Source organism: Amycolatopsis sp. lyj-84, assembly GCF_046549075.1.
Classification (GTDB): domain Bacteria; phylum Actinomycetota; class Actinomycetes; order Mycobacteriales; family Pseudonocardiaceae; genus Amycolatopsis.
In genome coordinates this window covers 185332-199220 of record NZ_JAJPWO010000009.1, presented here as the reverse complement: position 1 = coordinate 199220, position 13889 = coordinate 185332, and the positions used below count along the sequence as shown (strand labels likewise).

Here is a 13889-nt window from a genome sequence, read left to right as displayed (position 1 = left end):
ACCACACCACGGCCACGGTGATTACGGCATCCTGGAAGTCGCGATCAACTCCACTCGGTGCGATCGTCGAGGCACACGGGGTCTAGGAGGCGATCGTGGCACGGGTGTGGTTGATCAGGCACGGGGAAAGCGAGACGAACGCGGGGCTTCCCGGCGGCGAGCCGGGTGCTTCGGTGCTGACCGAACTGGGCAGACGGCAAGCCCGCGAAATCGCGAAATCGCTGGCCGAGCCGCCTCGGTTGATCGTGACGTCGCCGTTCGTGCGGGCGCGGCAGACCGCCGAACCGACGATCGAACGGTTCCCCGGCGTGGAGTGCGAGGAGTGGCCTGTCCAGGAGTTCACCTTTCTCGGCGAACTCCATGGACAGGTCACCACCACGGCCACCCGGAAGCCGTACACGGAGGCGTACTGGAACCGGGCCGATCCGCACCACGCGGTGAACGGCGCGGAATCCTTCGCCGCGCTCTTCACCCGGACCCAGGAATTCCTGGCGCGGCTGGGCGAGCGGGAACCCGGGCCGATCGCCGTCTTCACGCACGGGCTCTTCATCCGCGCCGTCATGTGGTCGCTGCTGACCGGGACCACCACCCCGGACAGCGAGGCCATGCGCGGATTCCGCACGTTCGCCGACACCTATCTCGTGCCGAACGGCGACATCACCGAACTGCGGTACACACCGGGGAAGCGGATTCCGCGAGTGGTGGTCCCGCTCGCCTCCCGGTTCGCCGCCCGCTAGGGCTTCAGCAGCAGCTGGAGCTTGTTCACCCCGGTCATGTGCGGGCTGGGGATGAACGCGGGCGGGGCGGTCGGATCGGTGCGCAGATCAGGGAACCGGTCCAGCAGGATGTTCAGCGCGGTCTTGCCTTCCAGCCTGGCGAGCGGAGCGCCGATACAGAAGTGGATCCCGCGGCCGAAGGCCAGGTGCGGGTTGTGCGCCCTCGCCGGATCGAAGGTCCCCGGATCCGTGAACGTGCGCGGATCCCGGTTCGCCGCCGCGACCCACACGAAGAGCATGCTGTCCGCCGGGATCGTCCGGCCGCCCAGTTCGATCTCGGTCGTGGTGGCGCGCGCGACGAGCGCGAACGGGCTGAGGAAACGCAGCGATTCCTCGATGGTGGCGGGCAGCAGCGAACGGTCCTCTCGGACGCGCCGGTACTCGTCCGGATGGGAATCCAGGCACAGCACGGTGTTCCCGAGCAGCATCGTGGTGGTGATGTGCCCGGCGAGCAGCAGCACGTTCGCGAAGTTGACGACTTCGTTCTGAGTCAGTTTCTCGCCGTCGACCTCGGCTTCGACGAGTTTGGTCAGCAGGTCCTCGCGCGGGTTCCGCCGCCTGTCGTCGACGTGCTCGGAGAGGTAGTTCACCAGGTTGTTCACCTGCTCGCGCGTTTCCTCGGCGGCCTTCTTGTCCTCCTCGGTCTGCTTGAGCAGCGACCGCTGCTGGCTGTTGTTCAGCAACTTGTCGACCCATTGCTTGAACAGGTCGCGATCGCCGGCCGGGATACCGAGCAGTTCGGCGATGACGATCACCGGTAGCGGATAAGCCAGGTGGGTCACCAGTTCCATCGAGTCCGCGCCATCGACGGTGTCGAGGAGTTCGTTCGTCAACTCGGCGATTCGCGGTTCGAGATCGGCGACGACCTTCGGGGTGAAGGCGTGACTCACCAGCGTGCGCAGCTTCTTGTGGTCCGGCGGGTCCATCTGGAGCAGGTTGCCTTCGACGAACTGGTCCTTCTCCGGCGACATCTCCGCGGGGATCAGGCGGGCGGTGTCGGAGGAGAACACCTTGGGATCACTCAGGGTCTTCAGTGCTTCGGCGTGGCCGTAGACGTGCCACATGCCCGCCTCGGGATCGAAACGGACCGGGTCGGCCGGGAATTCGTCCCGAAGCCAGAACTGGCTTTCGTGGACACCCCAGGTTTCGGCGATCGTGGTCATGGCTTGCCCCCTTCTTCTCGTGGTGGAAGAGCTCGGATCAGATGGGCTCCTCGGTGCCGTCCTGCCGGTAGATCCAGGCGCGATAGGACGAGACCAGCTCCCGGAACGCTTGGATCACTTCGGCCGCGGTCGCGGCCACGTTCGCCGGTGACGGCGGCTCCGGCGGCTCGAACGCCCTCCGGATGACGTGCGCGAGGGCATCGGCCTTTTCCTCGGCGGTGAGGCCGGTGCCCTCGGTGGTGAAGCTGTCCATCAGGTAGAACCCCAGCGCCGAGGCGCGCAGGGTGAAGAGCAGGTCCGGGATGTCGTCGCGCAGCAGTCCGCGGTCGGTCATCGTCTTCAGGTACCGCTCGGTGACGACGGCGTCCTGATCCTGCAAGGGATGTTTCTTCAACCGGCCCAGCAGTTCGGTGTTGCCGGTGATGAGCGCGCCGAGCAACGGATTCCGCTGGGTGTACAGGAAGACCGTCCGCTGGAATCGATGCGGGATGACTTCCGCCGGATCTTCGTCCAGCCGGTCGAGGAGACTCTCGGCCGCCCTGAGCGATTCACGCAGGAGCAACGCGTGGAAGAGGTTTTCCTTGGTGCGCCAGTGCAGATAGACCGTGCCCTTCCCGACGTCGGCCTGCTTCGCGATGTCCTCGATGGTCACCTTGCGATAGCCCAGCCGGATCAGCAGGACGCCGGCCGCGTCGAGGATGCGATCGGCGCGGCCAGCGGTGCGGTCCGGACGTTCTGCCACGTGTGCTCCCAGTCTCTGACTTCGTGACCAGATTTGCTTATCTGGTCATCCGGTCAGTACGACGGTAGCGCCGATGTGACGGGTCCGGCAAGGAAAACGGCGGTTTTTACCGCAGACGGTGGGCGAGCAGGAACTTCCAGATGACCGGGGTCGCGTTGATGACGGTCGGGGTGGCGGAGTCGTTGTTGGGCGCCGTACTCGGCCAAACGTGCCCTGCGCCTTCGACGCGGTAGTGCTGGAGCGAGCAACCGAGCCAGCGCTGGATGGTGACGTCGGTCTTCGGCGAGTACTGCATCGGGCGCGGGAAGCAGCCGTTCCGGTCCGCCCAGTCGGCGAGCCAGTCCGGCAGTGTCGGCAGACCCTTGGCGGGATTCCCGGTGTACGGGATCGTCGCGTCGGCCGTGCCGTGGAAGTCGAGGATCGGCGCCGGGCGCGACGGGTGGCATTCGCCGCCCTGCGGATAGAACGCGCCGGCGACCGGGGCGAACGCCGCGATCCGGCCCGGCATCCGGCAGGCGAGCACGCCGACGAACCCGCCGCCGTTCGACTTGCCCGTCGCGTAGATCCGGCGGGAGTCGACGCACAGTTCCCGCTGGAGTGCGTTCAGCAGGTCGCTGGTGAAGAGCACGTCGTCGGCGGCCGCCGAGTACGGTGCGCCGGTCCAAGCCGATTCACCGTCAGTGCCCGGAAGTCCTTGCGGGTAGACGGAAATCGCGTCATACGCGGAGAATCCGGAGAGTTCCTCCTGGTACTTCGAGGTCCGCTTGTGACCGTGGAACGACAACACCAGCGGGTACGACCGCGACGGCCGGTACCGCTCGGGCACGTGCACCGTGTACTCGCGGACCAGGCCACCGGACGTCAAGGTCCGCAGCGTCGTCGCTCCCGCGGGCACTGGGGACGGACGGTGGCAGCCGGTGGTCGGCACCGGACGATCGATCGGCGACGGCGCGGCCGACGCCACCGGTGCGGCGAGCAGGGTCAGTCCGGCAGCGGCGGCCGCCATCAGCGCGAGACGGCGTAGATACTTCGTGGGACCAGGCACGCGATCCTCCTTGATCGGGCGGCGGGGCGGTGATCAGGGTCACTCCCGGCACCGGCCTGGTCAGCATTGTGTTCATTGAGTTTTCGGACTGCTTTTCCTGTCACTCCGTCGTGGCCGCGATACCGGGGCCGCGGCAGTTCAGCCGCAGGCCTTTTTCGCCTCGAGCACCCGGGTCAGTGCTTCGTCGACCCGGGCGGCCGGGAGGTCGCCGGACGCAAGCGCTTGCTCCAGCGTGGTCAGCACCGTGCCGACGTTGCCGCCGGAGGACCACAACGCCTGATCCGCCCCCGCCTGCAAGGCCTTGAGGACCGCCGTCGGCAAGGGGTACTGCGCCGTGATCGCCTTCATCGCCCCGAGATCGTCCGTGATCACCGGGCCGTCGAACGCGTAGTCCTTCCGCAGCAGCCGGTACGCCGGCGCCGAGAGAGTCGACGGGGTGCCGCCGGTCAGATCGGGCACGTCCAGATGCCCGACCATGACGCCGACTTCGCCGTACTCGCCGATGTCGCGGTACGGCACCAGGTCGACCTTCCGCAGCGAGGCCAGCGGCGGTGTCCGCACCAGTCCCTTGTGGGAGTCCCCGGTGGCGTGCCCGTGCCCGGGGAAGTGCTTCAGCACCGGTTGCACCCCGGCGTCCCGCAAGCCCTGCGCGAACGCCAGGACGTACTTGCGCGCGACTTCGGGATCCGAGCCGAACGAACGGTCACCGACGATGTCGCGGTCCGGCTGGTCCGTGATGTCGGCGTCGGGCGCGTAGTCGACGGTGACGCCTCGGGCCCGCATCTGCTTGCCCCGCTCGGCCGCCTTCGTCCGCACCTGTGCCGGTGTCAGGGTCGCGGCCATCTTCCGGGCGCTCGGCATGGCACCGTCGAGAGCGTCGATCCGCTGAACGCGGCCGCCTTCCTCGTCGATCGCCACCGATACCGGGACCTTCGCGGCCCGCTGCACCTCGTCCAGCGCGCGGTTCTGCAGCAGGGCTGTCTCGTTGCCGCCGAGGAAGATCCCGCCGATCTGCTGATCGCGCACCAGCTTCACCGCCTCCTGGGGATCGCCGGCGTTCACGCCGACCACCATCAGCTGGGCCAGCCGCTGCCGGGGGCTCATTCCGGCGATGACGGCTTCGCAGCCCGGATCAGGCACCTGCTCCGCCCTCGGTGACGGCGAGGAAGGGGAAGGGATGACGCTGGACGGGCTCGAAACAGTGCTGCTGCGCGGCGGTACCGTCCCAGCCGGTTGTGCCGATCCGGCCTGTTCGGTCGCCGTACCGCACTGCACGCTGGTGGCCAGAACGGTGGCCGCTCCCAGGATGACGGTCGTCCATCGCTTCGTCGTCTTCGGGCGCCCGGAGTTCATCAGCTCGTTTCGTTCGTAGTCCATGCCGGTACCGACGGTAACCCCAGTTGCCCTTTAGTACGCGCTCGCATGCCCTTTCGTTCGTGCTCGTGCGGGCTCGGGCCTCGGCTCCACCTCCCTCCTCTTTCGTGTTCTCCCTCGTCAGACCGCTGTTCGGACTTGACAAGTCGATCTGCTCCGCCGTAGATTACCACATGGTTATGAAACCGCAAGGTTATCGAAGGGCTCTGGTCGCCGCGGCGTGAGAGCCCGATCGTGAGAACTCGAATTCGTGAGAAGGCTCAGAACCTGTGAGAACGGCTCGAGCTCGTGAGAACGGAAAGGCGGGCGACCGTGGCCCAGGATCTGCTCGATGCCACCTTCGCGGCACTTGCCGACCCCACCCGTCGCGCGATCCTCGCGCGGCTCGCGCGCGGCGAGGCCACTGTGACGGAGCTGGCCGAGCCGTTCGCGATGAGCCAGCCGGCCATCTCCAAACACCTGAAAGTGCTGGAGCGGGCGGGGCTGGTGGCACGGGGGCGTGACGCCCAGCGTCGCCCCTGCCGCCTGGTGGCCGAGCCGCTGAAGAACGCGAACGAATGGCTCGGTGGCTACCGCCGCTACTGGGACGAGGCCTTCTCGCAACTGGACCTCGTCCTCGAAGACGAGTTGCGGCACCCGGAGCGCCGGGACGAGACCGACTGACCACCGCACGACCGGAAGGAACGACACGATGGGCCGCACTCTCAGCGTGGTGAAATCCGGCGATCTGGAGATCGTCATGACGAGGTCCTTCGACGCGCCGAGGGCGCTGGTGTTCGACGCGTGGACCAAACCGGAGCTGGTCCGCCGCTGGTTCGGCCCGCACGGCTGCGAGGTCGTCGAATGCGAGATCGATCTGCGCGTCGGCGGCAGGTGGCGCTACCGGCTACGTCACGACGGCGGGATGGAGATGGTGCTGCAGGGCGTCTATCAGGAGATCAGCCGTCCGGAAAGGCTCGTGTCCCTGGAAACGAACGAGGACTGCGACGCCTCGGAAGGGCAGGCTCTGGCGACGCTGACGTTGGTCGAACACGGCGGCGTGACCACCCTGACCCAGGTGCTGCGGTACGGCTCGGAGCGGATCCGGGACGCCGTGCTCGAATCCGGGATGGAGCGGGGTGTCGGTCAAGGGTTCGACAAGCTGGCCGAGGCCGTGGCCGTACCGGCTAGGGCGTGAACACGATGAACGCCATCGCGGATCGCTATCGCGTCCGGGCCGACGCCTTCGAGAGCAAGGTCGCCGCCGTCGGAGCCGGGCAGTGGGAGAACAGGTCTCCGTGCGCGGAGTGGAACGCCAGGGACGTCGTCGGGCACATCGTCGACATGCACGGCGCGATGCTGCGCCCGGTCGGACGTGAGCTCGGGCCGGCGCCGTCACTCCTGGAAGACCCGCTCGGCGCCTTCCGGGCGGCCCGAGCCGACGTCGAAGCCGTCCTCGCCGATCCCGTGCTCGCGGCCACGGAGCACGAGACACCGGCGGGGAAGATGACCGCCGGGCAGCACATCGATCAGGTCGTCAGCGCCGACATGGTGGTCCACGGCTGGGATCTGGCCCGTGCCACCGGTCAGGACGGCACGATCGACCCGGCGGAGGTCGCCCGGATGTGGCCCGGAGCGCAGGAGATCCCCGACCAGATGAGGATCCCCGGTGCCTTCGGACCGGGAATCGTCGTCTTCGGTCCCGAAGTGAAAGTGCCCGAGGACGCGCCTTTGCAGGACAGGCTGCTCGGGCTGCTGGGCCGCGATCCGAACGCCTGACAGCGGTCAGACGTGAATGCCCCGGTGTCGCCGGGCCGGCCGGGAAGGAACCGGTACCTCGGCGGCGTCGGTCCCCTTGGCCGCGGCCAGGACACGCTCCAGAACCGACAGAGAGGTGGTGAGCAAGGAGATCTGGTTCTGGATCCGGGTCTTGGCGATCTCCAGTTCGCCGGTCATCTCCGGTGAAGGCACCAAATGTGTGTCGTCGCCGGAAACACAGGGAAGGAGTTCCGCGATCTTGCCGCTGCACAACCCGGCCGAATAGAAGAGCTGGATCTGCAGAACCCGGGCGATGTCGTCCTCGGTGAAGGTCCGGTAGCCGTTGCCGCTCCGGTCGGGACGCAGCAGGCCTTCCGTCTCGTAGTACCGCAACGAGCGGACGCTCACCCCGGTCCGCTCCGCCAGTTCGCCGATCCGCATGAGGCCACAGTAACCGGGGAAACCGAGATTGACCGTGACGCCGGTGTCAGGGTTTAGCTTCGCGTTCATGAGGCTGCTCGAAGAATTCCACGGTGCCGCGATGCGGTTGCCGAACCGCGTCGCGATGGCCCCGATGACACGGGGGCGGGCCGACGACAAGACAGGCGTGCCACATCCGCTGACAGCCGAGTACTACGCGCAACGCGCGCGCGCCGGCTTGATCGTGAGTGAAGGTGTCTGGGTCACCGAGACCGGCAAGAGCGGTCCGGGTATCCCCGGACTGGCGACAGACCGCCAGGCCGAGGCCTGGCGTGAGGTGACGGAGGCCGTGCATGAGGAAGGTGGCCGCATTTTCGCGCAGCTCTGGCACGCGGGCCGGGTCTCCCACCCCGGTGTGATGGGCCGGATCCCGGTGGCGCCATCGGCGGTCCGGCAGGCCGGACGGATCTTCGTGGCAGGCGGCTGGACGGAGACGGTCGAGCCCCGCGCGCTCGGCGAGGACGAGATCGGCGAGGTCGTCCAGGACTTCGCCGCGGCGGCACGCCGGGCCGTCGACGCCGGGTTCGACGGCGTGGAACTCCACGGTGCCAACGGATACCTCATCCAGGAGTTCCTCGCCCGCAACACCAATCGCCGGGAAGACCGTTACGGCGGTTCGCCCGCCGCCCGGATCGGTTTCCCGCTTGAGGTGGTGGCGGCCGTGGCCGAACAGATCGGCGCGGCCAGGGTCGCTCTGCGGATTTCGCCGGGCAACCCGGAGAACGACATCGTGGAAGACGACTGGAAGAAGGTGTATTCACGACTGCTCACGGAACTACGCCGGTACGAGCTCGCGTACCTGCACGTCATCGACACTCCTGAGGCCGAGGCGCTGTCCTACCTGCGGCCGTTGTGGCCGGGGGCGCTTGTCGCGAACCTTCGCTCCGAGGAGCCGACGTCCCGGGCCGAGGGCGAGTCCTTGCTCGAAGCCGGGCTGGCCGACGTGGTCGCCTTCGGCAGGCTGTTCATCGCGAACCCGGACCTGCCCGCCCGATTCGCGCTCGACGCCCCGCTCGCCAGCGCGGACCACGCCGTCTACTACGGCGCCCGGCTCGACGGCTACACCGATTTCCCGGCTTTCGAACCGGACTCGGCGAAGTTCGCCTGTTCGGCGCGCAGCTGATCTTCGCGGCCCGCTCTACAGTGCGGGGATGGTCAAGACGGCAGTGGAAATCGCGGCGGCTGTGCGTGCCAAGGAACTCGACCCGGTCCAGGTGACCCGTGAGGCGTTGGCCAGGATCGCGGCGGCCGACGGGGTGATCGGTGCGTTCCGCCGGGTCCGGGCCGAAGAGGCGCTCGCCGAGGCCGCAGCCGTCGCCGAACGCGCGGACCTGGCCGACCTGCCCTTGGCCGGAGTGCCGGTCGCGGTCAAGGACGTCGCGCCGGTCGAGGGTGAGTACGCCTCGTGGGGGTCGCGTGCGGGCTCGCCGACGGTGTCCAAAGAGGACGGTGAGATCGCGCGACGCCTCCGCGCGGCCGGCGCGGTGATCGTCGGCCTGACCCGGGTGCCGGAGCTGTGCATCTGGCCGTCGAGCGACGATCCGGACGGGACCGCGCGCAATCCGCGCAATCCGTCCTACGCCGCGGGCGGTTCGTCGGGCGGGAGTGCCGCGGCCGTCGCGGCCGGGCTGGTGCCCATCGCGCACGGCACCGACGGCCTGGGCTCGATCCGGCTGCCGTCCGCGATGTGCGGCATCGTCGGCCTCAAACCGGGCAAGGGCGTGGTCCAGGTGCCGGGTGAGGACGGCTGGTTCGGCCTGTCCACGCACGGTCCGATGACGACCACCGTGGCCGACGCGGCCGTGCTGATGTCGGTCCTCGCGGAACAGCCCCGCCTGGCGGACCTCGCCGACCCGAAGCGGTGCCGCATCGCCCTGTCGACTCAGGTCCCGTTGACGAGGGCGCCGTTGCCGCGCGCCTTCAGCCGGGCCGTCGCCCAGGCCGGAGAGCTTTTCCGCGCGGCCGGGCACACCGTCGCGCCCGGAACACCTCGGTACAGCGCCGGAGCCATCGGCGGCCTCTTCGCGCGGTGGGTCGCGGGCCCGGCCGAACAAGCGGCCGAGTTCGATCTCGGCGCACTCCAGCCCCGGACGCGCACGCACGTCCGGCTCGGGCAGCTGATGGCGAAACGGGTCCGCGAGACCACCCGCGAGCGCTGGCTGGAGCGTGCCGAAGAATTCTTCGCCGACCACGATGTCTTGGTCACGCCCATGCTCGCGAGCCTCCCGCTCAAGGCCCGCAGGTGGCACGAAAGCCGGTGGATCGCCAACGTGCTGCCGTCCGTGCGCGTCGCGGGCTTCGCCGGCCTGTGGAATCTCGCGGGCTATCCGGCCATGTCGGTGCCGGTCGGCGTGCATCCCTCGGGCATCCCGGCCTGCGTTCAGCTCGTCGCCGCGCCCGGCGGGGAAGCGCTCCTCCTCGGCCTCGCGGCCCAGCTCGAAGCGGCCAACCCCTGGCCCCGCACCACCACCTCCTGACCCTGGAAAGAGAGCAAGGGACCTTTGCTGTCACTCTCCGAAAGAGAGCGATAGCAAAGGTCCCTTGCTACTTCGCGCTGGTCAGGAGCCGGTTTTGGCGGGCGACGGCTTCTGGCCGTTCGCCTTCGGGCCGTTCTGCTCGCCCTGTCCGTTCTTCGGCGCAGCGGCGGCAGGCGCCGAAGAAGCGGGCTTGGCGGGGGCGGGTTTGGCCGGGGCGGCGGCCTTCGACGCGGGCTGCTCGGCGGGCTTGGCGGCAGGCTTCGTCTCTTCGGCCTTGCTGTCGCCGCCGACGAGCTTCGAAGCGTGCGGGATCACCGACTCCTCGGGCAGTGCCGCGAGCATCGCCTCGCTGCCCTTCAGGACCTCGTCGGCCTGCAGCAGGCTCTTGCGGGCCTGCTCGCGGATCTCCGCCAGCCTCTCGACCTTCCGCTGGGCGGCGGTCGTGCGCTGGGCGGCCGTCGTCGTGGCCTCGTCGAGCCGGCGCTTGGCCTCGGCGGTCGCCTCGTCGACGCGGCGCTTGGCTTCCGCGGTCGCTTCCGCGATCCGGCGTTCGGCCTGGTTCTTGCTGGCCGTCTGCTGGTCGGCGATGTGCTTCTCGTGCGACGTGCGTTGAGCCGTGATCGTCTGCTCGAACTCGCGCTCGATCTTCCGGCGCTTGCGCTCGGCCTCGTTGTCCAGCAGTTCCCGGCGCTGGGCGGCCTCGACGGTCAGCCGGTGGACCTCGGCCCGCGTCTCGGCGAGCGCGGATTCGTGCTCGGAGTGCAGCGCGTCCGCCTGCTTGTCCAGTTCGGCGACGAGCCGCGTGTAGCGCTCACGGAGCTTCTTCGACGCCTCGCTCGAGGACGCCCAGTGCTTCTCGGCCGCGACCTCGGCACGCTTCGTGACCTCTTCGGCACGAGCCTGCGCGAGCGTGACGGTGCGCTGCATCCGCTCGTCGAGGTCCTCGAGCCGCTCCGGCGGCTTCTTGAGCTCCTCGATCCTGGCGTTGAGCTTCGCCACCTCGTGGCGCACGGTTTCGAGTTCGCGCGACGCCGACGTCGCCTGGGCGATCGCGGCGTCGCGGTCGGTGATCACGCGATGCAGCTGGGCTTCGAGATGATCCAGATACTGGCGCACTTCGTTCCGGTCGAAGCCGTGCCAGGCCTGGGTGTACTCGCGCCGCAGGGGCAACAGGCCGTTGTCTCGCTCGGGAACCATGGTCACGACGGTACCTGCGTACCCGGCGTCGCCGTTGTCAGGCTTGGTGATTCACCGACGTGTGTCGTCTTTCAGCAGCTGTTCCTCACCTGAACGGCCGCCACCCGTGTGCGCAGTGTCACCAATGGAAGCCGCGGCTGAGCCGGGCGAGGGCCATCGCGGCGCGGGACAGATGCTGCTCGCCCTTGCCGATCTTGAGGCCGCCGCCGCCACCCGCGGCCGCCGAGTCCGGGAACACGCGGAATCCTTGGTAGGCCACGGCATCCGTGAGCCCCGGGGTGAGCGTGTAGGCGAGCCCGATGGCCTGCCCGGCGGGCGTGCCGATGTGCTTCGGACGTTCTTTCAGCGCCTTCATCACCATGTCCGCGGCCTGATCCGGCGATTTCGTCGGAAACGCGTCATAGATCTTCGTCGGCCGGATCATCGGCGTGCGCACGAGTGGCATGTGGATGGTCGTGAAGGTGATTCCGTCGCCGTGGGTCTCGGTCGCGGCGATCCGGGAGAAATAGTCCAAAGCGGCCTTCGACGCCGCATACGCCGAAAAGCGCGGCGCGATTCCCTGCACACCGATCGACGAGACGTTGACGACGTGCCCGAATTTCCGTTCGGACATATGCGGCAGTACCGCGAGGATCAGCCGGACGGCGCCGAAGTAGTTGATCGCCATCGCGCGTTCGTAGTCGTGGAACCGGTCGTACGACAGTTTGATCGAACGCCGGATCGACCGGCCGGCGTTGTTCACGAGCATGTCGATCCGGCCGTGGTCGGCGAGCATCGCGTCGACGGCCTTGTGCACCGACTCCTCGTCGGTCAGGTCGGCCGGGTACACCGACGCCGTGCCGCCCGCGGCGATGATCTCGTCCCGGACCTCTTCGAGTTCGTGCTGGCGCCGCGCCACCAGCAGCGGCACCCCGCCCGCCGCCGCGACCTTGATCGCGGTCGCCCGGCCGATCCCCGACGACGCGCCCGTGATGATCACGCGACGGCCGTCCAGTTCGCCGCGAGGACCGTGCTTGCGCGCGCGGAACGGGTCCAGGTGCTCACGCCAGTAGCGCCACAGGGTGGGCGCGTAGTCCTCGATCCGCGGCACCTCGACACCGGAACCGATGAGCGCCTTGCGGGTCGACGCCGACGAGAACACCGACGGGAACGCCATCGTCTCCAGCAGCACCGGCGGGATGCCGAGCCGCTCCATCACGGCGTCACGCGCGATCGTGAATCCGGGGATGTGCTCGCTCAGCTTCACCAGGTTGACGATGCCCTTGGACACGCGTTCGTTGAGCTGCACGGAGATCGTCGGCGCGCCCGCCGCCTTCGCGAAGGCGTTGTAGACCGAGACGACCGGCTGCGGCTCCGGGTTGACCAGGTGGAACGCGCGTCCGTCGAGGCCCTTGGCGGTGACCAGCGCGAGCAGCGACTTGGCGACGTAGTCGACCGGGACGACGTTGGTGTCGCCGAGGTCGGGGCCGACGATCGGCACGTCGGGCAGCCCGGCCAGCCTGCTGATCGCGGGGAACAGGTAGTACGGGCCGTCGATCTTGTCCATCTCGCCGGTCTCGGAGTTCCCGACCACGACCGCGGGCCGGTACACCCGCCACGGCACCTCCTGCTGCTCGCGCACGAGGCGCTCCGCTTCGAACTTCGTGCGGTGATACGGCGTGACGAGCCGCTGGCCGACGTCGAACATCTCCTCGGTGAACATGCCTTCGTGGTCACCCGCGACGGCGACCGAGGACACGTGGTGCAGGCAGCCCGCGTTCAGCTCGGCGGCGAGCGCGATCACCTGCGCGGTGCCTTCGACATTGGCCTTGATGCTGGCTTCGTCGTCGGCGGTGAGGTCGTAAAGGGCGGCGAGGTGCACGACGTGGTCGACACCGCGAAGGGTCTCGCGGTCCTCTTGGCCGACGCCGAGCAGAGGCTCGCCGAGGTCACCGGTGACGAGGGTGACGCGTTCCGGATGTGGCCAGGCGTTCACGAGTTTCGCGAGTTTGTCCCGCGAGGACGCGCGGACGACGAGCGCGACCTTGTCGGCGTCCTCCCTGGTGAGCAGCAGCCGGGTGAACTGGCGCCCGATCAGTCCGGTCGCCCCGGTCACCAGAAAAGTCGCCATCTGCTTCACCCTTCACCGTGTTCGCCCGCGTCCACCGGCATTCTGCTGCATCACCACGGCGCTGACCACCACGGCACCCGTGAAGTTACTCACGGGTAACTAGGCGGGGTCGGCGATGACGACCCGATTTTCGGCATAGCCGGTCTCCCCGCCGACCCAGCGGCCTCCGCAGGTGACGAGGACTATCCGATGTGGACCGGACTGGCCGAACAACTCGTCCGCCCGCTGCGGCAGTTCGTTCTTCTTCAGCGTGATCAGCTGGGAAACCTTGTACTGCCAAGACTTCCCGGCCTTGTCGACCACGGTGACGGCGCCGCCGATCCGCTCGGTCCACAGCTCCGCGAACGGGCCTGTCGCGCCCTTCCAGTTCACGTGCCCGGCGAACACGCTCGCCCCGGTCGCCGAACTGAGCTCGGCGCCCCACCAGGTCACCTCGCCGAGGTTTTCCGGCACCGGCAGCTCCGCGCCCGGCCCGAGTTCCTTGCGCACGAGTTTCGCCGCGCCGCCCGCGGGCAGCCGGATCGTCCCCGGGCCCTGCGGTTTCGGGGCTTCGGGTTCCTTCGGCGGCGGCGGAGTGGCCGAAGGCGTCGTCGGGACGATCTCCGGCGGCGGCGGAGCGACTTCCTGCTGCGCGGGTGCGGCCGGTGCGCCGCCCGCGACGGAGACGGAGACGGGCTGAGCCGTCCCCGCCACCACGGTCGTCGGCGGCCAGATGATCAAGGCCGCGACGAGGTCCGCGCACAGGACCGTGACGGCTCCCAGCGCGAACCCGCGTCGTACTGACATTC

General features: G+C 68.6%; 14 protein-coding genes. 6 read left to right on the top strand and 8 right to left on the bottom strand.

Annotation, left to right across the window (positions count from 1 at the left end; translation table 11 throughout):
• The first annotated feature begins 95 nt into the window (after window positions 1-95).
• Window positions 96-737, top strand: coding sequence for a histidine phosphatase family protein (locus tag ACLJRM_RS26920; protein WP_410664612.1), 642 nt, complete (start codon window positions 96-98; stop codon window positions 735-737).
• Here ACLJRM_RS26920 and ACLJRM_RS26915 read toward each other — a convergent pair.
• From ACLJRM_RS26915 to ACLJRM_RS26900, 4 genes are all read right to left on the bottom strand, one after another.
• Window positions 734-1939 carry a cytochrome P450 gene (locus ACLJRM_RS26915; RefSeq protein WP_410664611.1) on the bottom strand — a complete coding sequence of 402 codons (1206 nt, stop codon included), beginning with the start codon at window positions 1937-1939 and terminating at the stop codon, window positions 734-736. The genes ACLJRM_RS26920 and ACLJRM_RS26915 overlap by 4 nt on opposite strands.
• Window positions 1940-1976: 37 nt before the next feature.
• The gene (locus ACLJRM_RS26910) at window positions 1977-2681 is read right to left on the bottom strand and encodes a TetR family transcriptional regulator (protein ID WP_410664610.1); all 705 of its coding nucleotides are present in this window, start codon (window positions 2679-2681) and stop codon (window positions 1977-1979) included.
• A 106-nt stretch (window positions 2682-2787) separates the two neighbouring features.
• The gene (locus tag ACLJRM_RS26905) at window positions 2788-3726 is read right to left on the bottom strand and encodes an alpha/beta hydrolase family esterase (RefSeq protein WP_410664609.1); all 939 of its coding nucleotides are present in this window, start codon (window positions 3724-3726) and stop codon (window positions 2788-2790) included.
• 138 nt (window positions 3727-3864) lie between these two features.
• Window positions 3865-5103 (bottom strand): glycoside hydrolase family 3 N-terminal domain-containing protein, encoded by a 1239-nt coding sequence (locus tag ACLJRM_RS26900; RefSeq protein ID WP_410664608.1) that lies wholly within the window; start codon window positions 5101-5103, stop codon window positions 3865-3867.
• 309 nt (window positions 5104-5412) lie between these two features.
• Between ACLJRM_RS26900 and ACLJRM_RS26895 the strand changes: the two genes are divergently transcribed.
• Genes ACLJRM_RS26895 through ACLJRM_RS26885 form a run of 3 tightly spaced genes read left to right on the top strand, consistent with a single transcriptional unit; the run spans window position 5413 to window position 6858 of the window.
• A complete protein-coding gene (locus tag ACLJRM_RS26895) occupies window positions 5413-5763 on the top strand; it encodes an ArsR/SmtB family transcription factor (protein ID WP_101610550.1) in 351 nt (116 codons plus the stop codon).
• Between the two features lie 28 nt (window positions 5764-5791).
• The gene (locus ACLJRM_RS26890; protein WP_101610549.1) at window positions 5792-6277 is read left to right on the top strand and encodes an SRPBCC family protein; all 486 of its coding nucleotides are present in this window, start codon (window positions 5792-5794) and stop codon (window positions 6275-6277) included.
• Between the two features lie 5 nt (window positions 6278-6282).
• On the top strand, window positions 6283-6858 hold the full coding sequence (locus ACLJRM_RS26885) for a TIGR03086 family metal-binding protein (protein WP_410664735.1): 576 nt from the start codon (window positions 6283-6285) through the stop codon (window positions 6856-6858).
• A 6-nt stretch (window positions 6859-6864) separates the two neighbouring features.
• Here ACLJRM_RS26885 and ACLJRM_RS26880 read toward each other — a convergent pair whose 3' ends face one another.
• Window positions 6865-7347 carry a MerR family transcriptional regulator gene (locus ACLJRM_RS26880; RefSeq protein ID WP_101610548.1) on the bottom strand — a complete coding sequence of 161 codons (483 nt, stop codon included), beginning with the start codon at window positions 7345-7347 and terminating at the stop codon, window positions 6865-6867.
• Here ACLJRM_RS26880 and ACLJRM_RS26875 point away from each other — a divergent pair.
• Together ACLJRM_RS26875 and ACLJRM_RS26870 are read left to right on the top strand one after the other, a co-directional pair.
• Window positions 7346-8440, top strand: a complete 1095-nt coding sequence (locus ACLJRM_RS26875) for an alkene reductase (RefSeq protein ID WP_410664607.1) — start codon at window positions 7346-7348, stop codon at window positions 8438-8440. The two genes, ACLJRM_RS26880 and ACLJRM_RS26875, sit on opposite strands and share 2 nt — an antisense overlap.
• Before the next feature lie 28 nt (window positions 8441-8468).
• On the top strand, window positions 8469-9794 hold the full coding sequence (locus ACLJRM_RS26870; RefSeq protein ID WP_410664606.1) for an amidase: 1326 nt from the start codon (window positions 8469-8471) through the stop codon (window positions 9792-9794).
• A gap of 81 nt (window positions 9795-9875) precedes the next feature.
• On the opposite strand, the gene ACLJRM_RS26865 is transcribed toward ACLJRM_RS26870, so the two are convergent.
• The 3 genes from ACLJRM_RS26865 to ACLJRM_RS26855 form a co-directional block, all read right to left on the bottom strand.
• Window positions 9876-10991 carry a cell division protein DivIVA gene (locus ACLJRM_RS26865; protein ID WP_101610545.1) on the bottom strand — a complete coding sequence of 372 codons (1116 nt, stop codon included), beginning with the start codon at window positions 10989-10991 and terminating at the stop codon, window positions 9876-9878.
• A 118-nt stretch (window positions 10992-11109) separates the two neighbouring features.
• Window positions 11110-13101 carry an SDR family oxidoreductase gene (locus ACLJRM_RS26860; protein WP_410664605.1) on the bottom strand — a complete coding sequence of 664 codons (1992 nt, stop codon included), beginning with the start codon at window positions 13099-13101 and terminating at the stop codon, window positions 11110-11112.
• Between the two features lie 99 nt (window positions 13102-13200).
• On the bottom strand, window positions 13201-13887 hold the full coding sequence (locus ACLJRM_RS26855; RefSeq protein ID WP_410664604.1) for a class F sortase: 687 nt from the start codon (window positions 13885-13887) through the stop codon (window positions 13201-13203).
• Window positions 13888-13889: the final 2 nt, after the last annotated feature.

What these genes read in the sequence shown, in the direction of transcription:
- ACLJRM_RS26915 (WP_410664611.1), bottom strand. Translation starts at nt 1,939, where the DNA reads ATGACCACGATCGCCGAAACCTGGGGTGTCCACGAAAGCCAGTTCTGG.
- ACLJRM_RS26900 (WP_410664608.1), bottom strand. Translation starts at nt 5,103, where the DNA reads ATGGACTACGAACGAAACGAGCTGATGAACTCCGGGCGCCCGAAGACG.
- ACLJRM_RS26890 (WP_101610549.1), top strand. Translation starts at nt 5,792, where the DNA reads ATGGGCCGCACTCTCAGCGTGGTGAAATCCGGCGATCTGGAGATCGTC.
- ACLJRM_RS26885 (WP_410664735.1), top strand. Translation starts at nt 6,283, where the DNA reads ATGAACGCCATCGCGGATCGCTATCGCGTCCGGGCCGACGCCTTCGAG.
- ACLJRM_RS26875 (WP_410664607.1), top strand. Translation starts at nt 7,346, where the DNA reads ATGAGGCTGCTCGAAGAATTCCACGGTGCCGCGATGCGGTTGCCGAAC.
- ACLJRM_RS26880 (WP_101610548.1), bottom strand. Translation starts at nt 7,347, where the DNA reads ATGAACGCGAAGCTAAACCCTGACACCGGCGTCACGGTCAATCTCGGT.
- ACLJRM_RS26870 (WP_410664606.1), top strand. Translation starts at nt 8,469, where the DNA reads ATGGTCAAGACGGCAGTGGAAATCGCGGCGGCTGTGCGTGCCAAGGAA.
- ACLJRM_RS26865 (WP_101610545.1), bottom strand. Translation starts at nt 10,991, where the DNA reads ATGGTTCCCGAGCGAGACAACGGCCTGTTGCCCCTGCGGCGCGAGTAC.
- ACLJRM_RS26860 (WP_410664605.1), bottom strand. Translation starts at nt 13,101, where the DNA reads ATGGCGACTTTTCTGGTGACCGGGGCGACCGGACTGATCGGGCGCCAG.
- ACLJRM_RS26855 (WP_410664604.1), bottom strand. Translation starts at nt 13,887, where the DNA reads ATGTCAGTACGACGCGGGTTCGCGCTGGGAGCCGTCACGGTCCTGTGC.